Source organism: Pseudoalteromonas sp. NBT06-2 (genome assembly GCF_002276045.1).
In the GTDB taxonomy this organism is placed as follows: domain Bacteria; phylum Pseudomonadota; class Gammaproteobacteria; order Enterobacterales; family Alteromonadaceae; genus Pseudoalteromonas.
The window spans coordinates 61,731-85,801 of record NZ_NQMR01000016.1 but is presented as its reverse complement, the minus strand read 5'-3'; the positions used below and the strand labels follow the sequence as shown (position 1 = coordinate 85,801).

The window sequence follows — 24,071 nt, the reverse complement described above, 5'->3', positions numbered from 1 at the left end:
CTCAACATTCATAAAATAAATGTGGTAATAAATTAGATTTATAATGGTGCTTTAAAATTTGACTAACGACAATACACAAAATTTATATACAAGGTAAAGTAGGATATTATTATGAAGTTGAATACAGTAAGAAATGAAAAAAATCAAAATCAAGACGACGATTGTTTTGAAAGAGGTTATAACTAAACAGATATTAAATATATTTAATTCAAGTGATCTTTGAGAGTCGTATAGACTCTGATCGCCTCAATTTTCTTATGATTAATTTTTCCTCAAACCTCCTAATATTAAACATAATTTTTTTGTTTTCTTAATGGAAGTACAAATTTGATGCGTATAAAAATATGACATTGCAATTAGCCATCCATGGCAATTATTCTTATAAAGTAATAAACATGTGTTATAGCTGTAACCGAGTTTATACACGATTATAAATTAAGTTTATAGCCTACTAATATTTTATCTGTAGCTTCAAATACTTCTTCTGCTTCATCGCCCCAAATACTATATTCCACATAAAAAGAGCCAAGTTTATGTTGATAAATAGCATCTAAAATTAGCTGATTGGAATCAACAGTTAAACCACTCGGCGAGTCCATATCAACAATTGCATATTTTGCTTGCAGCTGAATTTTTCCTATTTTATAGCCGGTATAAACTCCATAAACTTTTTCTTTAACTATTTCTCCACCTGAATTTAAGCCTGTATAAAATCGTAGATCACTAGAGTCTTGATAATGTGCTGCTAAGCTCAAATTATCATGATTATAAACTACTTGGTATGAATCAACTTCATTATCACCCTCAAATGCGGTTAGTTCGTATCGTGAAGCCGAGAAAGTAAAGTCATTAATAACGTATTTGGCCGCAACATTATAACCAATAATATCTTCATTCTCAGTACCAACTGCATCGGATTTAACATCGCCATTATTTAATATTGTCATAAATGCAACTTGAAACCCCGCCATATCTGGAGTGACATAAGTTACTGCACGATCGGGACGTAAATATTCAATATAATGTCCGTTGCCAGCCGTATCTATCGCGTAAAGTCCGTAACGACTTGTATGGCAAATAACACCCGCTGATTCATTGGTACAGCCAGCCGATTCATCAATATCAGAGAAGATATCAATAGCATTATCAGTAAAATTCCATGCTGGTGAATATTGCTTACCAATTAACACTGAGCCAAAGCCCCCTTCTAGACCAACATTAGCAAGCCGAGCTTGCTCGTCATTACCCGCAAATGAGCCATCATCAGTAAAAAGCCTAAATTCGAAATTATATGTAGCCTTAACGCCATCGAGAATCTCACTCGAGCCGTAAGCACCAAGACGAGAATAGTTATCTTTGTATTCTATTCCACCTTTATTGGTGTCTTCTAATTGAACCCGAATACTACCGTACCAATTAAATAGATCATTATCCGCTAGTACCATAGTAGGTACGAGAAATACTATTGCTAAAGCCAAACTAGTGCTGAATCTCATCTTGTTCCCCAATTATCGCTTGTTGATTTATATATTTTAGTTATGAGTACTAACAACATTTAACAGAATTTTTTTTGCTTTAAATGGTTAAGTACATTTTTTATATCGAAATAATAATAAGGAGGAGATGATAAAAACTGAAGTCAATTAGCTTAATCACTTAATAAGATAATCTTATTGGCGAATAATAAACAATACTAAATAAGTGGTTTATGATACTGTTATTAAAGGTTATTTTGTCACATTACCGATATTGTGTTGATGTGATAAACGCTCAAAACAAATTGTGCTTTGGTAAGTTTTTCTCGTACATCACCCGAACTTTTCCCTGTAAAAAATTCTCATAGTTAGCATATCGTGACCAAAAAACTGTCAAGTTTTATTCATTTAAAAACATTATCGGCTAGGTTTTTTAGTACAGATTATTAGACAATTTAAAATACTTATCATCTAGTAATATATTTTCATTAGACCACGGCGAGCCAATCATTAATACTAGCTGGCTTTACTCTAGGCCACCTTGCTATAGAGTCCTTTATTACCGGATACAATTATCAGATATGAATACCTTCAATATGCCTAACAAAAATTTGCCACTCGTAAAATACCGCTATGCTCATTGAATCATCCTTATTGTTAGTTGCTTTAATCGCTGTCATCGCAGGATCTGCTCTACAAAGCATGTCTGGTTTTGGTTTGGCAGTTATCGCCTCACCTGTGTTGGTTATCATTAATACTAATTTTTTACCGGCCCCTATGTTGGCATTGGGCTGTATTTTGTCACTGATAAACTGTATTCGTTATCACCAGCAATTGAGTTTTAGTAATATTAAACTCGCACTACTTGCGCGTATTCCCGGCTCTGTCTTGGGGATTTTCTTACTAACCTTATTGCCGCCAATTTTTTTTGCGGTCTGTTTTTCCCTACTGATTATGCTGTCAGTGTTGCTGACTTATCGACGTGTCAATATCGAGCACGGCTCGAGAAATTTAGTTTTAGCAGGTTTTTTTTCAGGACTGATGGGTACCACAACATCAGTGGGAGGGCCGCCTATTGCCTTGGTTTACCAAAACAGTAAACTTAGCACCGTAAGAGCAGAGCTTGGTCTTTTTTTTCTTATTGGTACACTAATGTCTGTGGTTATGCTAGTCGTGTCAGGTAATATCAATTATGCTCAAGTGCAATTAACCTTGCCCCTGATCCCCGCATTATTTGTTGGTTTTGGCTTGTCATTTTACTTAGATAAATACCTAGGACAGCGTTATTTAAAGCCATTAATCTCGACGCTGTCACTGACTTCCTGTAGTATTATTTTACTGAAGGCCTTCTTTTATTAGAGGGTTTAGTTAAGCCTTTAACTAAAAACGTAGCGATAATTATATTAACCAAAATCATTTATCTAATCATCTTCGCGTACTTGACCAATCTCTGTTGCTCTCTTATCAGCATGAGCGTCAATATCATGTTCATCAGCATTATGACGCACCAGAGCAGAGGTTGCTGCCATTGCAGCTCTAGCCATTACCTTACTAAGCTCTGGCATCATTTTTTCAATATTACTGGTCGCCTCTGCTACTTGATCTGGGTACAGCTGTGCAAGTTTATAAATAAAAGCATAGGTTTGATCCGGTTTAGCTAACACTACGCTAAGAGTCAACTCAATAAGTATGCTTGGCGAAATATCACACATTGCCTCATTCATAGCTTCATATACGTCAAATATATCGATATCAGTTACAGAGACTGCTGTACTGGCGATTTCTAATCCAAGCGGTGCATCGGTCTTAACTATCGCCTTAATCATCTTGATAATCAATGTGGGATCCGCTTGTGTCATCGTAATTACAGTATTTATCTCTGCACTAGTAGGTATTTCTGCTTTAATGTAAGCAGTACGTGGGTCAAGCACACCAACGGACGCTGTGGCAGTGCCCTGCATAACAAAATGTTCTTTCTCATTGTTAGGTAATGCCTGACGAACAAACATTCTAAAAATAACAAAGCAGGCTAAAAATAACTGTATCAATGCGAGAAAATAGAATAATGAAGTACTGCCAAAACTATCCATGACTAATGAGGCTGAATAAGGTCCAATAATTCCACCCAGAGCAAATGCCAGAATCATTGATCCCATGGCTGAGACCATCTCACTTTGACGTAACTTATCGAACGCCTCAGTGATGCTCAGCGGATAGGTACAAGCAATAATACCACTTGTCACTGCTGTCGCTAAAAAAATCGCCCATTCAATTCTTGATGGTGCCAACACAATAACCACTAGATCAGCCGCGGCCGATGTTAGCAAGAGCACAAATAAAACCGTCCGCCGATCAAAACGATCAGAGAGGTAACCAACGGGAAACTGCAATATAAAAGCCCCCAAGATGGCAGCTCCCATATATAGAGAAAGCTGAAAGCCAATGATATCGTATTCTTTAGCAAAAACGGGCAGCAAACTAAACAGCGCACTATAGATCATCCCGGATACCAAGCAACTGACAACCCCGAGCGGTGATCTTTTATAGAGCAATAGCAGAGACATAGATCTCACTTCTTGGATCGCTGGACCAGCGTGATGGCTCAGTGCAACAGGGATCACTGCCGAACATAGTAATATGCCCGCAATAACAAATAGCACATTGTCTTGAACATCGGCAATATTCATAAAGAATTGACCGCCAAACAGCCCAGCTAACATTACCGAATTGTAAATTGCCAGTACTTGACCACGGGTTTCTTTAGTTGAACTATCACTAAGCCAGCTTTCCATAGCTGTGAAGGTGCAAGCAATACAAAAGCCCAAGACGATACGCATCGCTCCCCAAAGCAATGGATCGGAATAAAGGCTACAGATCAAGATACTTACGGCGCCCAAAGACGCACAACCAGTAAATATTCGGATATGGCCGGCTCGTTTGATCAAACTAGTACTGTATAACGCCCCAATTAATAAACCAACAAAGTAAAGTGATAAGACAATGCCGATAATATTCGTGCTAATGCCATCATGGCCCATTCGTACTGGTAATAAAACATTAATCAGGCCATTTCCAAGTAGCAAAATGAAACAGCTGAGGAACAAAGAGAACAGTGATATGAAGGTTTGACGCACAAACAATCCTTTTTCAGTCAGTATCTATAGTATAAATAGTCAATGAATTAACCTGTTATAATCTTCACTTAAGATAATTTTTTCATTTGATATAAGACGCAAAAAGCTGGCTTTTGCCAGCTTTTTATTTTATTACAAGCTTTAATCGCATTTTATCTACACATTTATTGTGGTACAGCAGCATAAGCCACTACTTCACACAACATTTCTTCTCTAGCTAAACCAGCAACAATCATAGCAGCTCTGTTTGGGTAAGGTGGCTGAAAATATTCAGCATATACTTTGTTAAATACTGGTAACTGCTCTCGATCAGTAACATAGATAAGTACTTGAGTAACATTATCCATAGTCAACTCAGCAGCTTCAATTGTATGTTTAAAGTTTTCCATGGTCTGACGAGCTTGCGCTTTAATGCCACCTTCAACCACTTGCCCTTGTGCATTAATCGGGATCTGAGCAGTTGATAAGGTGTTATTAGCAATAATCGCCCATTCTAAAGGGGCTTTAGAAGAAAATAGATCTGTTTTTACTTTTTTTTTCATTAACTTATACTCTATTATTAAATATATTGATAAATTGTTGCTTCTACAAGAAAAAATTTTATAACTGTAGCACTTTAATCATCATGCTAAGTACATTAAATTCTTACATGTACCTATCATGATTATTCAAAAACTGCTTACAGTCCTTGTTCATCTGCCATTTTGCGAGCAATTAGAGGTGCATTCCATAAGGACGGTAACAAGACCAAAGATACAGGAACAGCTGTAACCACAATAAATGATTGCAGCGCAGATATTCCGCCTGAGCCAATAGAAATAAGTAATGCTGCCATAACCCCCATCATAATCCCCCAGAACACACGTAATGAACTTTGCGGGTGGTCAGTACCTGTCATTACCATAGACACTGAATAGGTCATTGAATCTCCAGTTGTTGCAACAAAAATAGTGGTTAATATCAAGAACAACACCGAGATTATCCATCCCATTGGTAACTGTTCTGTAATAGCAAGTAATGCCGCTGGTAAATTAAAACCAGTGAAAGGTTCAGAAATAACACCTGGATTGGCTAACTCAAAGGCTAAACCGCTACCACCAACAATAGTGAACCAAAAACAAGTGATAACCGGGGCAACAACAGAAATAAGTAATATCATTTCACGAATAGTACGACCGCGTGAAATACGAGCGACAAACATCGCCATTAATGGACCATAACCTAAAAACCAACCCCAAAAAAATACTGTCCACCAATCAAGCCATGCAGGAACTGCACGAAAAGTCGCCATAGGAATAAAGTTGTCAAGGTAAAGTCCAAACGAGTGTATATAACTGTCAAAGATAAAAGCAGTAGGACCAAAAATTAGAATAAATGCCATTAAAGTAACTGCTAAGATAATATTGATGCGGCTTAAAATTTGAATACCTTTAGTGACACCACTTACAGAAGATAGGGTATAAATACAAATAAGACCGAACAATATGCTTACCTGAGTTGCATAGGTATCAGGAATACCAAACAACTTTTCTAAACCAAAACTCACTTGTAAGCCAAGGAAACCAATTGGACCCACAGTGCCTGCCACTACAGCCAGAACACAACAAGAATCAACGATAGTACCAAAAGCACCTTTCATCACCTTGTCACCAAAAACAGGGAAAAGCAAAGTACGGGGCTTTAGAGCCAAACCTTTTTCATAGTGCAGATACATAAACACTATACCAGTCAGACTACCAAGAATGGCCCAAGCCAAAAAACCCCAATGCATAAAGCTTTGTGCTAAGGCATTATAAGCAGCTTCTGTTGTTCCTTTTTCACCACCAAAAATAGGCGGTGGGGAAGTAAAATGTGCCATTGGCTCAGCAGCAGCCCAAAAGACACCGCCACCAGCAAGTAGTGTACACATGATTATAGAAATCCATTTAAATGTGGATATTTCAGGAGATTTTATTCCCCCTAAAACAACTGATCCAGTACGTCCTATTGCCAGAAAAATCCCAATAATAAAAGTCAGGAGCAAGAGCACTTGCCAGTAGGCACCAAATATTTTTGTTGATGCAGTAAAAGCGGTATTGACCCAGCCAGACATCATATCAATATCATACAATGCCAATATAGCAAACAGTACTAGTGCGCCGCCACTAATTAAAAATACCGGTATATCTACCCCAGCTAGAAACTTAATTTTCGGTATTTTTACATCGCCCTCTTCCATTACTACTTTAGAAGTATTCATTATACGCTCCTGATGATTCTCTTATTATTATAATTTTAAAGCTCTATCGATTTATTGAATGTTATTCAATACCAATTAACGCTCCAAACCTTGTGGTTTTAATCCTTCGTCAAGGAAATTTAACCAGTTTAACCCCATGACTTTGGCGATATCATCCGCATTAAAGCCTCGTTTTTGCAATCCTCTTGTTATATTTGGAAAGTCGCGGCTGTCACGAAACCAAGATAATGGCCTAGGCCAGTCAGAATTTTCTTTAGAACCTTCCCCATAATCCATTTCTTTTGACCAACGACCATTACGCATCCATTCCAGAACTGAGAGTGGTTGCTCTTGACACAAATCTGTGCCTAAACCAATATGATCTATACCCATTAAATCGGCGGTATTTGCAATCATGTCGCAAAAATCATCAAGACTACAATCAGGGCCATTTTTAAGATGAAACGGATAAAGGCTAAAACCTAATAAGCCACCAGACTCCCCCAGAGCTTTTAATACCTTGTCTGATTTATTACGCTTAGCCTCGTGAAAACTGTTTGGGTTTGCATGTGAGATCACGATAGGACTTTGTGACATTGCTATCGCATCTAATGTACTTCGTTCACCACTGTGGCTCATATCCACCACCATACCAACACGATTCATTTCCTTAATTACCTGTTTACCAAATCGAGTAACACCACTATCCTGTGCTTCATAGCAACCACAAGCCAATAAACTTTGATTGTTATAAGTAAGCTGCATAATCATCAGATTAAGTTCACGCATGATCTCAACCATGCCTATATCATCTTCGATGGGGGAACAATTCTGTGCTCCAAACATGATACTAACCTTACCTAGTTTTTTGGCAAGACGTATATCCGCAGTGCTTTTAACTGGCATAATCAAATCATGATGCATCTCAAACTGGCGATTCCATTTAGCGATACTTAATAAGGTTTCTCTAATTTGTTCGTGGTAAACTACAGTGACATGCACCATAGTCACGCCACCTTCTTTAAGCTGTTGAAAAATAGCCCGGTTCCAATTTGAGTACTGCAGGCCGTCAATGACAATAAGATCGTTATGCATAGTAACTACTCGAGTTATGAACGAATATAAGTGGTTTTAACAATGGTATAGAATTCTTTTGCGTAACTACCCATCTCCCGTGAACCAAAACTAGAATCTTTGCGACCACCAAAAGGTACATGGTAATCAGTTCCTGCTGTTGGCAAGTTCACCATGGCACAACCAGTTTGAGCATTACGTTTAAAATGAGTTGCAGATTTAAGTGATTGCGTACAAATACCACCAACCAAACCGTAATTTGTGTCGTTCAATGTAGCTAACGCTTCATCATAATCTTTCACTTTGATTACACAAGCAATCGGTGCAAAGGCTTCTTCACGATTAATCGTCATTGCATTTGTGGTTTCAGTGAATAGAGCTGGCGTTAGGTAATAACCGTCGGTTTCTTCACTAACTACATCACCACCACTCACTAACTTACCACCTTCTTTTTTGGCAATTTCAATATAGTTAAGGTTTTGCTTCATTTGACGTGCATCTGCCACCGCACCAATATGAACGCCTTCACGTAGTGGATGACCCACAACAAGTTTTTTCATTTTTTCAACAACAGCATCAACAAAACGATCATGAATACCTTCAGTGACAATTAAACGCGATGAAGCAGTACATTTTTGGCCTGTACCAAAAAAAGCACCGCCAACAGCACACTCAACAGCATTATCTAAATCTGCATCATCCAGTACGATTAAAGCATTTTTACTGCCCATTTCTAATTGACATTTCACTAGGTTTGCAGCCGTTGCTATCGCCACTTTACGACCGGTTTCTAAAGAACCGGTAAAAGTGAGTGCGTTAATTTTTTTAGAATTAATTAACAAATCCCCCACTTCTGCACCTGGCCCCATTACTAGGTTAAATGCACCAGCAGGTAGACCTTGACGTGATATGATTTCGGTTAATGCCCACGCACTAGCCGGTACTTGATTTGCTGGCTTTAAAACAACAGCATTACCAAAAGCTAATGCCGGTGCAATTTTCCAAGCAGCTGTTGCGGTAGGGAAATTCCATGGTGTAATAATTCCCACAACACCAACTGGCTCTCTGCGAGTTTCAATTTCTATACCCGGGCGAACTGAATCAGCTGTTTCACCCATCTGGCGTAGTACTTCTGCCGCATAATAATGAAAAAATTGACCTGAACGATAAATTTCACCAGCACCTTCAGGTAACGTTTTCCCCTCTTCACGAGCTAACAGCTTACCTAACTCATCTTTACGTGCAATAAGCTCATCACCAATCGCCATTAGCACTAAATAGCGTTGTTCCAAGCCACTTTTCTGCCACTCTAACTGGCCTTTAGCTGCTGCATCTATCCCTGATTCTGCCTGAGCTTGACTTGCTTGAGCATAATGACCAATAACATCACTGATGTCAGCTGGACTGGTGTTAACAATTGAACTTGTACCTTCCACCCATTCACCATTAATGTAATTACAAAAAATTGATTCAGACATAAATACCTCCATAAAATAATTGAATCTATTATATGGAGCATGTTTTAATAATAAAAATTAGTAAATGATATCTGTTGATAAGGAATACTTATGGCACTGCCTGAATTTAAGATAGCTCAGCTACGTCACTTCGTCTGGGTTGCTGAATTAAAAGGGTTTCATACGGCGGCAGAAAAAGCTTGCCGCACCCAACCTGCAATATCTTTATCGATACGTGATCTTGAAAATAAACTCAGTACAGCACTGTTTGAAAAACGAAATGCTAAAACCACTATCACTGAGCTGACACCTTTCGGTAAATATTTTTTACCTAAGGCGAAAGAACTTATCGCTCACCACGACAACGTTGCTCAAGATATGGCTTTAATGAGTGAACATAAAACGGGTCATTTGCGCCTTGCCTCAGTACCTTCGATTGCCTGCAGAATGTTGCCTGAATTATTGTCAAAATTCATCGCCGATGTACCAGAGCTCCACATCAGCTTTTACGATGATAACTCTGAAGCAGTATTAAGAAAGGTTGAAAAGAAACAAGTAGACATTGGTATTGCTAGTTTACCACATGAACACGAACATAATGACATCATATTTACGCCTATCTGGGAGGATCAACTTGGTGTGGTTTGCCGTATTGATCATCCCCTTGCTGATGCAAACGAATTGCACTGGAAAGAACTTCGTAAACAACGATTGATCAAGAACGGGACTTCTCGGTTACTGGAAGATACAGAGGCGGAACCTCTGTTAAGCGATTCACAATTTCTTATTTCTAATATGCTCTCATTAATTGCGATGCTTGAAGCAGGTCTTGGTATTACCACTTTACCCTGGTTTGCCTTTCCCAACGATAATAAAAAACTGCGTTTTATCCCGCTGACAACTCCTAAAGTTGTTCGTCATATTGGGATAGTTCAACTCAAGAATAAATCGTTATCTCCCGCGGCCGAAGCGCTGGCAAACTTCATTTTAAAGAGTACAGAGCCTGAATAAACCCTGTTATATGAGCGCCAGTATGTTATTTATGAATGGAATGACTTTGGCGCAAGTCTAGTGACTAAATGCCAATCAATTATCACCACGTACATAACTCCCTGTGCTCACATCGTTACAATAGCATTATTATTGCTGCTAAAATTAATGATTATCATAAGGAGTATTTTCTGATAATAAAATAATGAAATAGCTCTAATCATGAATTCCTGTAGATATCCTTTATTATCTTGCCATTAAATATTGGTTACCATCAAACGAAAAATGCAATAATATAATTAGAATTCAATAGGATAATAAAACCACATAAGTTTCTCTTATCAGACGATATACCTTTTTACTTGTACAAAATGAAGGTATTGACTAAATATAACATTACATTCAGTAAGGACAAATTTTGGTCCTCACGATAATAAAAATTAAATTAGTTAACGCTTGAATTAACTTCACAATTACAATAAGAAAGTCAAAGCTAATTCAGATAACATAATTTGTATAGCAAATGAGGATCAGTAAAATGACAACAAATGCAGCTATCCATTCATCACTATGGGGTGACAATGCATTACCGCTCCGCCCAACTAGCCAGGTGATGAAGTTGGAACGACTTGGTGCTTACCATCAAAGCCGTCTAAGTTTTATGCGTACTTTGGTACGTCGGATATTTCGTGAACGCTGGAAGATAGCTCCTTCTGTTTTTGAACTCGATAATGATGGCTACGGTACTGTTGTTTATGAAGTCCAAGCGCCGCATGGACTGTTCAGTTTTGTGTTGTTTTCTAATTTTCTTTCCCCAGAAGAGCGTAATGATCGTGTTATTGCTACTAAATGGGATCTTACTATGGCTCTGGTTGAAGGTAAGGTTGATCATGTTTATATTGAAAAATTGCGTGACAATGTCCCGAAACAAGAAGCCGGACGCGTAGATGCTCGTGTTTTTGTTTTATCTCGTGCCAACCGCAGTGCACGTAACTTTGAATATGTAGTAAACCAACTCTCTGTGGGTGAACAACCTGATGTCGCTAAAATTGTTAAAGTAGGATATTTGTATCGCACGACCGCAGTTTATGGTAGCGGCAAACTTGGCATGGCTGATTGGGAAAAAGTGAAAGAAAAACATAATGATTTTTCCCGACCGTTTGCCGGTGAAATGTTTGTTTGTTTAATGCTACGCAACTTCAGTCTATTACAAGTGGAACATATTGCTCGTCATAGATCACCCGAAACATATAACCCAATGCAACCAGAGATAAAACGCTATTTTGGTATTGGTAATTCAACAGGTTTAGGTATGGCACCTTACTTGGTCAACCATCCTTTATTGATCAACCAATGGATAGAAATGCGTGAACTTGCTTTAGCACGCGTTCGTACACTTGGTAGCATTAATCAGCAAGTACGTGAAACCATTGCTCAACTAATTGATCGAAGTGCTCAACATACCCGTGAAACACAGACTGAAGATGAGTGGCAAACCGACAATAATAAGGTTGTCATTGAAGATATGGCTAGCCTGAAAAACCGTATTGAAAGTGGTTTTGATTCATGGGATGAATTAGTTAAATATAGTGAACAACATTGCTCTTTGCAGGGCCAAGAAATGTTTGTGTCTTGTATGCTAGAAATGTACCCCGAACTAGTTGATGAGTTGGAAGATTTTCACAATGCTGAGGAGTTTTTAGACCTTGATCCACTAATGCCTGCAGTACAACTTAGAGACATCATAGAAAACAGCTATGACTGGGCACTAGCGATAGATTTTGATGCTGAAGGAGCACGAGAGACCTACTGGTATCGTTCAGAAGAAAAAATGGAACCTCGTCTGGGCAGTGTTGCCGATATTGAAGGTAAAAAGAAACAAATGGCGCTAGGTGTCGGTTACGCCGTACGCAAGTGTTATAACCAATTAATCGATTATATTGTTAAAAATCCAGAACATACTACAGCTAGATTTATGGTGGCACACCCAAAATTACGCGGCATTGTACGCCGTATTCAGGGCATGAGCCGTTGTGCTTACGGTGACATCCAAGCGAATCTATTAGATAAAGAAGTATTACCCATGCACTTATTACGCGCCAAATTAGCATTTTTTGGCGTAAGTAAGTTTGATCCCCGTTCACGTTTGTGGGTACGAAATACTATGTTTCAAGGTGCACCACTGCTAGAAGAAATTGGCGAAGTATTTAATGATGACTGGTTTATGCCACTAGCACCTAAGCAATAGGAGAGTTCCGTGAATATTTCAATGAATGAATTAAAAGCAGCGCTAAGAAGATGTTTTGAAGCAAGTGATTACTTTGTTGGTAATTATGAAGATGCCGCTAATATGGTACTTTGGTTAGAGAAACATGGCTTAAATGGCTTGAATGAACTAAAACTTGCGTTACCTTATGTTGGTGAAGATAAAGAAAAGCCTTTAAGTAATGTGATTTATGAAGATAGCACTTCAGCGATTATTGATGCCCACCATCGTAGTGCCCTTAATTGTATTGCGGCTGCAGTAGATCTTGCGCACGCTAAGGCATTAGAAAACGGTATCGCAACAATAACCGTACATAACTGTCATAACAGAATTTTTATCCTAAAAGCACTGACTGATCGCGGCCGTAGCGGTATTAGCGCAGCAGCTTATTGGCAAAATGGTAGTAATATTGTCACCGAACACACAGCTGCTATTCGTTCAGGTCAACGCTATCCTAGTTACAGTGAAGGCGTGACCAACTTAACATGTAATGAAAATGACAAACAAGCGCTTACTATTATTTGTAGTTCGCGAGTCGACTTAACCTCTTCTTTGCAAAATTGTCAAAGTCATTTTATTAGTCCTAAACAAGTTGAACGTAACAAAGAACATACTGTTGAACATGGTATTGAAATTGATACTGATTTCTGGGAAGACATTAATAAAATTGGCTTGGGTGTGTTGGTTGAAAACACCGTACGTTCGCGAAAAGATGCCGGTGGCAATTAAATATTATTTTGGTATTGTCGTAAAATACAATGTGTTTATCGAGAGTACCGCAAAACACCTCTGTCTTAAGGAGACTATATTTTGCACAATCTAGATTTAAAGCAAATTAGCATTATCACCACATTCACGAACTGTTGCCATATCAATAAGGACAACAGCCCAAGATAATACTAGTCACAACAGCGGCATGACAACGCATTTTGATTACCTCTAACTAAAAATAAGGGGTGACAAATAGTCTATACGGGGGGAACACACATTGGCTTGAGTCGTCTTATTAATCGCTTTACACTAATCGTTATCTGATAGATTGTTGATCCAAGAACTTATTTTTTCGATACTTGTCTGGTTACCATTCATTAACCTAACCAACAAACCTCCCATCATTAATGCATAAGCTTGATCTGATTGTTTTTGACCTACTATGCTAGCAAATTCATTTAGAAAACTGCTATCTGATCTTCTTAATAGCGGATCTTTTGCAATATCCTCTATTTCTCTATTTTTAATGTAATCAAGTAGTAATACCATTTCTCCTTGAAAGCGGTTATCTAACGTCGTTAACAGTGCTTTTGTAACCTCAACTTTTGACGTTGGAATAATATCATCTTTATCTTTGCCATATAAACTATGCGGCTGAGTAATTAATTCTGTACATGCAGAAAAAAGATCTTTTTTACTTGGAAAGTAATGATACAAAGCGCTTTTTGATACACCAATTTCCTCAGCAATACCACGCATACCTAATCCATTATAGCCATGCTCTGCAAAAACTTTCACGGCTTTATTAGCTAATTCCTGTCGATACGCTTCTCTGTCAACTATTTTAGGCATACATCTATCTTTTAAACCTTGGGAACAAAACTATATCACACTATAATTAAACTATATAGTCCAATTGGTCTATGTAGTTGACACGAATAACAACCCCACTTATTATATAGTCCAACCGGTCTTTAAAAAAAGCTTATTAAATTAATCTTTGGAGAAAATAATGTCTCAGCAAAAATTTACCATTAAAGAAGCTCATATTGATTGGACTTGTTCTGGAAAATTCAATGTCACTACAGGCTACGCACCAACAAAAGCAGAAAGTGCCATTGCAAATTACGCAGCTTTTTTAGCGCCAATTGTTTTATACTTTCTGATATGGCAACAGATAGAATGGTCGCTACTTCAAATTGCAGTTGCAGGTTTTCTAGCCCTTGATATGGTAGGGGGTGTTCTCACTAACTCTCTTGGTTCAATGAAGCGCTTTATTCATACAGAGCAAACGATGGAATTGAATTGGTTGGCTAAATTAGTAAGTCATAAATTCTTATTTCCAGCAGTACATTTTCAAATTTTTCTTGTGCCACTATGTTTTAATGTTGCTTGGGATTATGCCTTCTTCTGGTATGGCATAATGATGGCATCAATAATATTTATTCATTTGATCCCCCAATATCTACATCGCCCGATAGCACTAAGTATTGTAATGATGTCAATAATAATAAGTCAGGTTGTTTTTATTGGCCCTGAAGGACTCGAATGGTTAGCCTCTTTATTTATGATTAAGTTGGTTTTATCTCACGGTGTACGAGAAGAGCCTTATCGACCAACAAACGGATAATCGGCGTAATTAATTGAAATTTAACTGATACTGAAAGTCTATAAATAACTTACTTAATGGCTTGGATTTTGTCAGTCAACAATTAAATGTAATAAGGACTAGTGTTGATTATGCATCGACCAATGCTGACGACAGTTCAATTTCAAACCAAAATTCACGCATAGTTTTCAACATAAATATAATCATATTTCCAACTATAAAGGAGCCTTTTGGTTATTTTACTGATGAAATAAACAATTAAAATGATAGCTAATAAAAGCTATCACTTTTCAGGGCAGATTAAGCCGGAACTAATACAACTAACGGCTTCTTTTATGTCCTATTTTTTCGCCAAAAGTGCGCTTCTTAATTCTACGCTTTTGTGCTGAACGGGTGTTTTTAAAATCATCTTTGATTGTTTTTTTACTTAAATCAGGTTCATAACCAGGTAACCATTGTTGCGGTAATCTATTTTTAATGACATTTTCAACTTGTTCTAATAGCCAATTTTCCTCAGAGCTAAGTAAACTAATTGCCAATCCAGTACTTCCTGCGCGTCCTGTACGCCCTATTCTATGTATATAATCTTCTGCTATATAAGGTAATTCATAATTAATAACATATGATAATTGTTGTATATCTAAACCTCGAGCGGCAACATCTGTTGCAACTAAAACACGCGTTTTTCCTGATTTAAATTCTTGTAGCGCTTTTTCACGAGCACCTTGAGATTTGTCACCATGAATTGACTGTGTTTTTAAACCGTCTTTACACATTTCTTTTGCTAAAGCATCGGCTCCTTGTTTAGTTCGAGTGAATATCAAAACTTGTTGCCAGTTTTTAGAGCCAATTAAATGAGATACTAATTCTCGCTTACGATCAGCATCTACATTATAAACAACTTGCTCAACTTGTGCTGCCGCAGTGTTTCTTTGATTTACTTCTATTAGCTCAGGGTTTTTAAGTAACGTTTTACTTAGCTTAAATATGGCTTCATCAAAAGTTGCAGAAAATAACAATGTTTGACGTTTTGGTGGTAATCGCTTTAATATGCGATTTATTTCATCGATAAAACCCATATCTAACATACGGTCGGCTTCATCAAAGACTAAATATTCGATATGGCTTAAATCTACCGTTCCGTTTACGATATGATCAAATAAACGCCCTGGTGTTGCAACAAGTATATCAGCACCTGACTTTAAAGCTTTAACTTGTGTTTTAATACTGACACCGCCATATGCTAAGGTCGATTTTATTTGAGTGAATTGCGAATAAGTTTCAAAACTTTTGTGAACTTGTTGCGCAAGCTCTCTCGTAGGTGTTAAAACTAATGTTTTTAATATGTGATTTTTAGATTCTTGCTCGGTGATCTTTTGTAATAAAGGCAATGCAAAAGCGGCTGTTTTTCCTGTGCCAGTTTGAGCACCAGCCATAATATCTTTACCACTTAAAATCACCGGAATTGCTGAAGTTTGTATAGGTGTTGGTTCATCATAACCTTGTGAGATTACTGCCTTTAATAAATTTTCATTGATACCTAAGGTTGAAAAACCCATATAATACTCCACCTATACTTATTTTGTGCGAAGTGTAACAGAAGTTAAATTAGATCAAAGGATTTTGTTTCGATTGATTGTCCATTAACCAGTATTTCTAATTTATGTGCTCCAATATAATATTTTCGAGTAGAAATGGCTTTAAAGGAATGTTTTTTTGATAACTCAATATTCGCATTAATATCAATTTTAAAAGTTTTAAGTTTGAATACTTTTGGCTTAGTTTTACCGTTAGCTTTAACAAAGTGAATAGCGTAATCAATAACAATATTTTGTTTATTACGACTTGTCGAATGTAATAATAAGTCAAAGTGCAATTGCCCACCTTGCTTTATTTTGTCACATGTTAAATTAAATTTTTCTATTTTTATCTTAGGATCAGTTGTGTAACCTAATAAAGTAAATACATCTTTATGCCCTGCTTTAACTAACGAACGCGTTGCATGTTTAATTACCCATTGTTCTTGTTTATTCATTTTATTTTTTTGCCATTGTTTACATAAGTTGATCACAATGTCAGGATTATCTTTTGCAATGTCATTTAAATGATTAGCCACAGAACGTCTTACGTATAAACTTGGATCTGATTTTAATTTAGTTAATAAAGGTAAGTTAGAACTCGGATCTAATATAAATGCTTTTATTTGCATACCCCAAGGTAACCTTGGTCTTGTTCCTTCTGAAACGAGCCTGCGTACATGTTCATCTTTGTCATAGATCCAATCTTTGAATTTCAACAAACAATAATCGGGATATTTAACAATAAACGCTCTAATAGCAAATTCAGATGAAAATAAACCAGTCAGTTGTTTTAATAATTCTAAAGACTCTTTTTTATATTCAATACCAAAAATACTGACATAATCAATAATTGGCCAAGCGGCAAAACTACTATAACTGTCATTTGAATCACCATAATCCCAATTATTTTTAACTAACAATAGAATTTTAGCTGTTTCTTTAAAATCTAGAGGTAAAAAAGTATGCATCACGTTTATAATATGTATTACACGTTCTTTTAATTCTAAACTTAATAATCCTGATAAAGCTTGAGTTTGAAATAACTGAGTATCAAAATCTGAAATCGATTTTGATAATGCATGAGCGATGCGATTAACAGCATGTTCTGATAAATTATTTTTCATACTAAGATTCTAAATTTTTAATATCTATACCCATGATACTTCAGAGTGCGCGATTTCAGCTAGAATTAATAACGCAGCATCAACACGCCTTTAATTGGCCCCACTCAGATAGCTCTGCAACATGCATTTTGAAGTAATATGGCATATCACTTTTGTACGAGTTGCAATTGGTAAACAAGCGCTTGATGATCACTTCCATTAACAGGAATATGTCTATAATTGATTAAAGAAAATCCTGAATTATAAAAACAATGGTCTATTAAACTTGTTATCACTGCTTTTGGAAAGTTTTTTTCAAATTGCCACGATGAAAAGTATTGGTTTCCTAAATAACAGGGGGTGAATTTTTCTGGTTTGGGAAAGTTGAATGACCAAGGAGATACATTTATGTCCCCTGCTATCAATGTATGCTCTGAACTGTTTTTTTCAATAAGTGTATTTAATTTATTAAATAAATCATTTCTTATCTCCCAGTTAATTTGTGTTCTGGGTGATGGAGGATGAAGTAAAAAACTATGAATAATTTTATTTATTTTTTTATCAAAAAATTTTAGTTCTAATATTTCAGCAGATTTACTATTGGATTTATGTAAACGAGAATATACAATTGGATAATTGCTTACCACAGCTATTCCTAAAGGGAACCCTTGGATTTCTTCATAGCCATACATATGCTTACCATTGGCAAATCTTTTTAACTGTTCTCTTTTTTGAACGTTATATTCAAACAAAAATATAAAATCACTTGCTATGTTATTACTCGCTGTAAAAAAGTCTCCTAGATTATTATTATAATAAGATAAATTAGCTTGAATAAAGCGATAACTCTTTAGTTTTACTCGAGTATCAGTTATGGCTTTAGAGTGAAAGATAGGTAAAAGATGATATATAGTTAAAACAAAAGTCGGCATTAGCAATAAAAGTGCATAACGTTTAAAAGTTAATAATAAAAATGGCGCTGCAATAAAAAGCAACGCAATCCAAATTAAAATAACATTAGATAAGTTATCAAGCCACCAAGGTAAATCGAAGAATGAAAACGTCAAAGTGCTTAGTAGTGAAATATAAAAAAATATAAAAACAAGTTTAAGCAAATATATAACCTTGATCATTTAAGATATTATAAAATTATAGGCTTAAATTTAATGTAAGTAATTATTGCTGTGCAGTTCTTTTTTTCTTATCTAAATACTTTCTAATTGATTTGGAAGCTGCAAAAAATGCAAAGCTTCCAGTAACCATGGTTGCCGATCCAAAACCATTTTCACAATCCATAGTCAAAGACCCATCTGCATTTTGTTTCGATTTACAAACTGAACCATCAATACTTGGGTAAACGAGTTGCTCTGTTGAAAATACACAATCTATGCCAAATTTACGTTTTGGGTTTGTAGTAAAGTTATATTGCTTTCTTAGCAAGTAACGTACTTTTGAAAGTAATGGATCATTAGTTGTTTTCGCAACATCACCAAATTTTATTTCACTTGGATCTATTTGTCCACCAGCAGCACCCATTGTAATTATTGGTAGCTTATTTCGTTTACAATGATAAATAAGTGCGGCTTTTACTTTTACTTGGTCAATACAATCAATGACATAGTCAAAATCTTTAATATATTCAAACAAATTATCAGTTGTTAAAAAGTCATCTATTTCAGTCACTTTTATTTGCGGATTAATTTGTTTTAATCGTTTTGCCATTGCCTCAGTTTTAGGTTCACCTATGCTATCAGTTAAAGCGTGAATTTGACGATTGATATTTGTAATACATAAATCATCAAGATCAATTAACGTGATATGACCTAATCCTGTTCTAGTAAGTGCTTCAGCCACCCAACTACCGATACCACCAATACCTATTACACAAAAATGTGCTTGAGTAAGTAAGTTTGCTTGGTGATCACCATATAATCTTTGTATGCCACCAAAACGTATTTTATTACTTTTATTCATACTATTTTCTTCATTAAATTTGTTTAATTTACCAATCCAAATTCCAAGGCTCTGACCATATTGATTTTATTATTCCAAAATCATTTGTTAGATAGTGCTTCCCAATGCTGGGCCAATTTTTAATTTGGATGACTTCATCATTCCAATTAAACTTCAGAGCAAATGCATGTAAATACACTCTATCACTGTTGTCCTGACTAGCATAAAGCGTGTCACCTATAATTGGTGAGCCTAAACTTTTTAATGCCACCCTTAATTGATGTGTTTTACCTGTATAAGGTTTCAGTAAAAAAGCCCTGATCTTAGGCTTTACTGATTGAGAGTAAAACCGAGTGATAGCTGGGTTTTCTTTTGAGTTTAATAACTTAAAAGCACCTCGTCTGGCTTTTACCATATCACCTTTGATCCAACCTTGCTTTTTTTTGGGTTTTTGTGAGCTAAGTGCAATATAAAATTTTTCGATTTGCTTTTCATTATTGCTATTTTGAGAAAACAACTGCGTAAATTTAGCTGCAGCACTTTTATTTTTAGCAAGAATAATTAAACCAGAAGTGACTTTGTCTAACCTATGAATCGAATAAAGTTTACTTCGTAATTGTTGTTCTGCATGAACAACAAAACCGGGCCCATTTTCACTATGAAAACTTAAACCTGGTGGTTTATCGAAAATAAGAAAGTCATTATGATCAAAAACGATGGTTAGTTGGTTACTCATTAATTTCAAACTAATTATTTTGACTTGTTAAATAAGCCACTACACGCGCTAAGTCTTCTGGCGTATCAACTCCAGGTTCTGGTGTGTTCTTGGCTGTTTGAATTTTTATTTTTTTCCCATGAAATAAAACACGCAATTGCTCTAGTGCTTCTATTTTTTCAAGTGGTGATGGTTCAAGTTCAATATATTCCTTTATAAAACCAGCTCTATAGGCATAAATTCCCACATGTCTTTGGTAAAAATCACCTATTTCTTGATTTTTTACGTTACGAGTATCATTAACTAAAAAACGCTCTCTGTCGTAAGGAATCGTTGCACGGGAAAAATAGAGTGCATTATTATCATTATCACTTACAACTTTTACTGCGTTTGGATTAAATGCTTCTTCTACTTCATCAATCGCTACACTCAACGTTGCCATAGGAGCAGATGAGTCAGCCAATAAAGCTGCCACTTGATCAACATTTTCATGTGCTAATAGTGGTTCATCACCTTGAACATTGACGACTATAGTGTTTTTTGGTAAAGCTAAAATTTCGACTACTTCTGCAAGTCTTTCAGTGCCAGATTCATGAGAGTCTTTAGTCATGATTACTTGCGCATCGAAGCTTTGAGCTACATTAAATACATCTTGATGGTCTGTTGCGATCACAACTTTGCTTGCTCCTGATTGGCATGCTTTTTCATAAACATGCTGTATCATAGGCTTTCCACATATATCCGCTAATGGTTTACCTGGTAAGCGACTTGATGCAAATCTCGCAGGAATTACAACTACGAATGCCATTTTTCTACCTCTTCATGGCTAAGCTCTCTTGCTTGAGTTTCTAGTAAAACTGGAATATCGTCATTAATTGGGTAAGCAAGTTTAGCTTGTGTACTTATTAATTCACTATTTTCTTTATCTAAAATCAATTTACCTTTTGTTACTGGGCAAGCCAAGATTTCTAATAATTTCATATCAAAAGCCATAAGGTTCTCTTTTTAAGTGATTGTTTTAAGTAATCTTTCTAATTTTTTTTGTGTATTAGTATTCGGACTGGCATCAACTCTTAAGTAATACCAATTATCTTTTGCGAATGCTTTACATTTTACAGCATCTTTTTCTGTCATAAAAATATTAATATTTGAATCATTTGCAAAATCATTTTTGGTAAATTTATGATGATCTCTAAAGTGCTTTTTATCTATAATATTTATATTTGCTTGCGCTAAGGATACTTCGAATCTAGCAGGATTTCCTATTGCTGACACCGCAATACCACTTACTTTATGGTTTTCAAAATTAGCAGGACAATCATCTTTTACCTTATAAAGACCACTCTGCGCTAAAATGTAATGAAATTGAGCACTACCGCCATTTTCTATTACTAAATCTATTGAGTTTAGTCTTTTTTTTGTCTCCCTGAGCGGACCTGCAGGCATCAAAAGTCCATTACCGAATTGTCGTTTGCTATCAACAATGCACAATTCTAGATGTCTGCCCATTTGATAATGCTGCATACCATCATCGGAAATAATGACATCTGGTTGATATTTATCAACTGCTTGTTTTATATTTTCAACACGATTTGGGCCCACAATCACTGGAAATCCAGTTCGTTTGGCGATTAATACGGGTTCATCTCCACATTGAGATGGAGATGAACTCTCATTAACGTCACATGGATAATGTACACTCTTCCCACCGTAACCGCGGCTGATCACCACTGCTTTTTTATTTCGCTTTTTATAATACTCGCAAAGCCAAATAACCATAGGTGTCTTGCCATTACCGCCAACACTAATATTACCAACAACAATGACTGGTACACTTGATGTAATTGTTTTTTTTACTGCTAATTTAAATAATAATTTTCGAAAGTTAGATATTAACCAAAACAATACTGATAAGGGTAAAAGTAACCAAGTTAACGGGTTAATATACCAGTGTTTTTGATACCAACTTCTTTCTAACAAACTCATTAAGTGTCACCTGATTGAATTTTATTTAATCCAGAATATACACCTTCTAGTTTTAATAGTTCAGCATGAGTACCTTGTTCAATGACTTTACCTGCATCAATAACATAAATTTGATCCGCATTTTCAATGGTAGACAACCTGTGTGCAATAACAATTGAAGTTTTGTTTTGCATCAATTCAGTTAAAGCTTGTTGGATCAACTTTTCTGATTCTGTATCTAACGCTGAAGTCGCTTCATCTAAAATCAAAATAGGTGCATTTTTAACTAAAGCCCGAGCAATCGCAATACGTTGTCTTTGACCACCAGATAACATTACTCCATCTTCACCAGCCATGGTATCTAAGCCTTCAGGTAAGTCTTTCACAAACTCCCAAACATGGGCTTTTTTACAAATATCGATTAATTCTTTTTGTGTTAAATCAGTTTTATGACCATAACAAATATTATTTTTTATGGTGTCATTAAATAAGACAACTTGTTGAGAAACAATTGAAAACTGTGCTCTCAGATCTTGTAATTGATATTCATCAATCGCAACATTATCCAGTAAAATACTACCTGATGTCGTTACATCATAAAAGCGAGGCAACAGGTTTGATATGGTTGATTTACCAGAACCTGAACGCCCAACCAAAGCGATATTTGAACCTGGCTGAATTGTTAAATTTAAGTTTTCTAAAACAGGTTCGTCTTTAGTTGGATAACTAAAAGTTAAATTTTTAATTTCAACTAAACCTTTCGCCTTTGTTATTACTTTAGAACCATTGTCTTTTTCTATCGGCGTATCTAATATCTCAAAGATACTATGTGCAGCTGAAAGCCCACGTTGAAAGTCACTATTTACGTTTGTCAGTTGTTTTAAAGGTCTTAGCATCATCATCATAGATGTAAGTAATGCAGTAAAAGAGCCAGCTGTAATTGAATTTATCATAGATGGTTGTGCCATTAGATACAAAATAACGGCCATAGAACTTGCTGCTAAAAGTTGTATCACAGACACACTCAGTGCTTTAGTTGCATCCATTTTGACTCTTTGCTGTCTATTTTTATTATTAACTTTTGAAAAATTATCGATTTCAATTTTTTGGCCTGCAAAGTTATGAATAACTTTATGACCCTTAAGCATTTGCTCTGAACCTCGGGTGACATCTCCCATGGCTGTTTGTATATTGGTTGATATTTTCCTAAAACGTTTAGAAACGATACTTACTACAAGAGCAACTAATGGCATAATAAAAAGAAATATAAGAGATAGCTTCCAACTGACATAAAACATACCCGCCAGTAAAAATACAACAAAAGCCCCCTCTCTAACTAAAACTAACATGCCTTTTGTTATGGCTTGCTGGACTTGCTCCGTATCAAAAGTTATTTTTGATATTAAACTCCCTGCTGAATGTTTATCATGAAATGAAACTGGCAGATGAAGCATATGTTCAAATAACTCTTGCCTGAGGCTTTTAACCACTTGTGAACCGACATAGCTTAAGCAGTAGCTTGAAATATAATTAAACAAACCTCGAAAAAAAACTAATAACATTACGATAATAGGTGCTAGTAATAAGGTTTCTGATTTCAGCTCAGTATTATCACCACTTAAACCTAAATCAATAAAAGGCTGCATAAGCTGAATAAATAAAGCATCCATTGCTGAATACCCTAACATGCCCATAATAGAGAATGAGGCAACGACTTTAAATTTTTTAACATAACTTAATAAGCGTTTGAAATGCGTTGATGAGGTTGAACTCATTAAAATACTCTCTGGTAATTATCTAAAATACGATCAAGAAATACTA

21 protein-coding genes are annotated in these 24,071 nt (G+C 36.0%); 5 read left to right on the top strand and 16 right to left on the bottom strand.

The genetic code is table 11. From position 1 onward, the window contains the following. Nucleotides 1-428 precede the first annotated feature (428 nt). Nucleotides 429-1,496: a porin gene (locus tag CJF42_RS05505; RefSeq protein ID WP_095365720.1), complete on the bottom strand. Its 1,068-nt coding sequence runs from the start codon at nucleotides 1,494-1,496 to the stop codon at nucleotides 429-431. A 612-nt stretch (nucleotides 1,497-2,108) separates the two neighbouring features. Between CJF42_RS05505 and CJF42_RS05500 the strand changes: the two genes are divergently transcribed. Beyond that, nucleotides 2,109-2,834: a sulfite exporter TauE/SafE family protein gene (locus CJF42_RS05500; RefSeq protein ID WP_095365719.1), complete on the top strand. Its 726-nt coding sequence runs from the start codon at nucleotides 2,109-2,111 to the stop codon at nucleotides 2,832-2,834. 62 nt (nucleotides 2,835-2,896) lie between these two features. On the opposite strand, the gene CJF42_RS05495 is transcribed toward CJF42_RS05500, so the two are convergent. The 5 genes from CJF42_RS05495 to CJF42_RS05475 form a co-directional block, all read right to left on the bottom strand. Beyond that, nucleotides 2,897-4,609 carry an MFS transporter gene (locus CJF42_RS05495; protein WP_170940483.1) on the bottom strand — a complete coding sequence of 571 codons (1,713 nt, stop codon included), beginning with the start codon at nucleotides 4,607-4,609 and terminating at the stop codon, nucleotides 2,897-2,899. A gap of 164 nt (nucleotides 4,610-4,773) precedes the next feature. Beyond that, complete coding sequence (locus CJF42_RS05490) at nucleotides 4,774-5,151, bottom strand: RidA family protein (RefSeq protein WP_095365717.1); 378 nt, start codon at nucleotides 5,149-5,151, stop codon at nucleotides 4,774-4,776. A gap of 137 nt (nucleotides 5,152-5,288) precedes the next feature. Beyond that, complete coding sequence (locus CJF42_RS05485) at nucleotides 5,289-6,848, bottom strand: BCCT family transporter (RefSeq protein ID WP_095365716.1); 1,560 nt, start codon at nucleotides 6,846-6,848, stop codon at nucleotides 5,289-5,291. 75 nt (nucleotides 6,849-6,923) lie between these two features. Next, nucleotides 6,924-7,922 carry a dipeptidase gene (locus CJF42_RS05480; RefSeq protein ID WP_095365715.1) on the bottom strand — a complete coding sequence of 333 codons (999 nt, stop codon included), beginning with the start codon at nucleotides 7,920-7,922 and terminating at the stop codon, nucleotides 6,924-6,926. Nucleotides 7,923-7,936: 14 nt separating this feature from the next. After that, on the bottom strand, nucleotides 7,937-9,379 hold the full coding sequence (locus tag CJF42_RS05475) for an aldehyde dehydrogenase family protein (protein ID WP_095365714.1): 1,443 nt from the start codon (nucleotides 9,377-9,379) through the stop codon (nucleotides 7,937-7,939). Nucleotides 9,380-9,469: 90 nt separating this feature from the next. Between CJF42_RS05475 and CJF42_RS05470 the strand changes: the two genes are divergently transcribed. From CJF42_RS05470 to CJF42_RS05460, 3 genes are all read left to right on the top strand, one after another. After that, complete coding sequence (locus CJF42_RS05470) at nucleotides 9,470-10,369, top strand: LysR family transcriptional regulator (protein WP_095365713.1); 900 nt, start codon at nucleotides 9,470-9,472, stop codon at nucleotides 10,367-10,369. A gap of 592 nt (nucleotides 10,370-10,961) precedes the next feature. Then, nucleotides 10,962-12,596 carry a hypothetical protein gene (locus tag CJF42_RS05465; RefSeq protein WP_252097534.1) on the top strand — a complete coding sequence of 545 codons (1,635 nt, stop codon included), beginning with the start codon at nucleotides 10,962-10,964 and terminating at the stop codon, nucleotides 12,594-12,596. A 9-nt stretch (nucleotides 12,597-12,605) separates the two neighbouring features. Continuing rightward, nucleotides 12,606-13,343, top strand: coding sequence for a DUF3726 domain-containing protein (locus tag CJF42_RS05460; RefSeq protein WP_170940482.1), 738 nt, complete (start codon nucleotides 12,606-12,608; stop codon nucleotides 13,341-13,343). Between the two features lie 291 nt (nucleotides 13,344-13,634). Here CJF42_RS05460 and CJF42_RS05455 read toward each other — a convergent pair whose 3' ends face one another. Further along, nucleotides 13,635-14,177 carry a TetR/AcrR family transcriptional regulator gene (locus CJF42_RS05455; RefSeq protein WP_095365711.1) on the bottom strand — a complete coding sequence of 181 codons (543 nt, stop codon included), beginning with the start codon at nucleotides 14,175-14,177 and terminating at the stop codon, nucleotides 13,635-13,637. A gap of 160 nt (nucleotides 14,178-14,337) precedes the next feature. On the opposite strand from CJF42_RS05455, the gene CJF42_RS05450 reads away from it, so the two are divergent. Beyond that, on the top strand, nucleotides 14,338-14,955 hold the full coding sequence (locus CJF42_RS05450; RefSeq protein WP_095365710.1) for a hypothetical protein: 618 nt from the start codon (nucleotides 14,338-14,340) through the stop codon (nucleotides 14,953-14,955). Nucleotides 14,956-15,254: 299 nt separating this feature from the next. On the opposite strand, the gene CJF42_RS05445 is transcribed toward CJF42_RS05450, so the two are convergent. The 9 genes from CJF42_RS05445 to msbA all read right to left on the bottom strand — a co-directional run bounded on the left by CJF42_RS05445 (nucleotide 15,255) and on the right by msbA (nucleotide 24,025). Next, a complete protein-coding gene (locus CJF42_RS05445) occupies nucleotides 15,255-16,493 on the bottom strand; it encodes a DEAD/DEAH box helicase (protein ID WP_095365709.1) in 1,239 nt (412 codons plus the stop codon). A 44-nt stretch (nucleotides 16,494-16,537) separates the two neighbouring features. After that, the gene (locus CJF42_RS05440) at nucleotides 16,538-17,638 is read right to left on the bottom strand and encodes a DNA alkylation repair protein (protein WP_095365708.1); all 1,101 of its coding nucleotides are present in this window, start codon (nucleotides 17,636-17,638) and stop codon (nucleotides 16,538-16,540) included. A gap of 146 nt (nucleotides 17,639-17,784) precedes the next feature. After that, complete coding sequence (locus CJF42_RS05435) at nucleotides 17,785-18,732, bottom strand: endonuclease/exonuclease/phosphatase family protein (protein WP_095365707.1); 948 nt, start codon at nucleotides 18,730-18,732, stop codon at nucleotides 17,785-17,787. Between the two features lie 61 nt (nucleotides 18,733-18,793). After that, nucleotides 18,794-19,591 (bottom strand): tRNA cyclic N6-threonylcarbamoyladenosine(37) synthase TcdA, encoded by a 798-nt coding sequence (tcdA, locus tag CJF42_RS05430; protein ID WP_095365706.1) that lies wholly within the window; start codon nucleotides 19,589-19,591, stop codon nucleotides 18,794-18,796. A gap of 28 nt (nucleotides 19,592-19,619) precedes the next feature. Beyond that, nucleotides 19,620-20,306, bottom strand: coding sequence for a TIGR01621 family pseudouridine synthase (locus CJF42_RS05425; protein WP_095365705.1), 687 nt, complete (start codon nucleotides 20,304-20,306; stop codon nucleotides 19,620-19,622). Between the two features lie 10 nt (nucleotides 20,307-20,316). Further along, nucleotides 20,317-21,093, bottom strand: coding sequence for a 3-deoxy-manno-octulosonate cytidylyltransferase (gene kdsB / locus CJF42_RS05420; RefSeq protein WP_095365704.1), 777 nt, complete (start codon nucleotides 21,091-21,093; stop codon nucleotides 20,317-20,319). Then, nucleotides 21,081-21,278 carry a Trm112 family protein gene (locus CJF42_RS05415; RefSeq protein WP_095365703.1) on the bottom strand — a complete coding sequence of 66 codons (198 nt, stop codon included), beginning with the start codon at nucleotides 21,276-21,278 and terminating at the stop codon, nucleotides 21,081-21,083. The genes kdsB and CJF42_RS05415 overlap by 13 nt, the downstream gene beginning before the upstream one ends. Before the next feature lie 12 nt (nucleotides 21,279-21,290). Further along, complete coding sequence (gene lpxK, locus CJF42_RS05410; protein ID WP_095365702.1) at nucleotides 21,291-22,271, bottom strand: tetraacyldisaccharide 4'-kinase; 981 nt, start codon at nucleotides 22,269-22,271, stop codon at nucleotides 21,291-21,293. Next, nucleotides 22,271-24,025 (bottom strand): lipid A export permease/ATP-binding protein MsbA, encoded by a 1,755-nt coding sequence (msbA, locus tag CJF42_RS05405; protein WP_095365701.1) that lies wholly within the window; start codon nucleotides 24,023-24,025, stop codon nucleotides 22,271-22,273. The genes lpxK and msbA overlap by 1 nt, the downstream gene beginning before the upstream one ends. Between the last annotated feature and the right edge of the window lie 46 nt (nucleotides 24,026-24,071).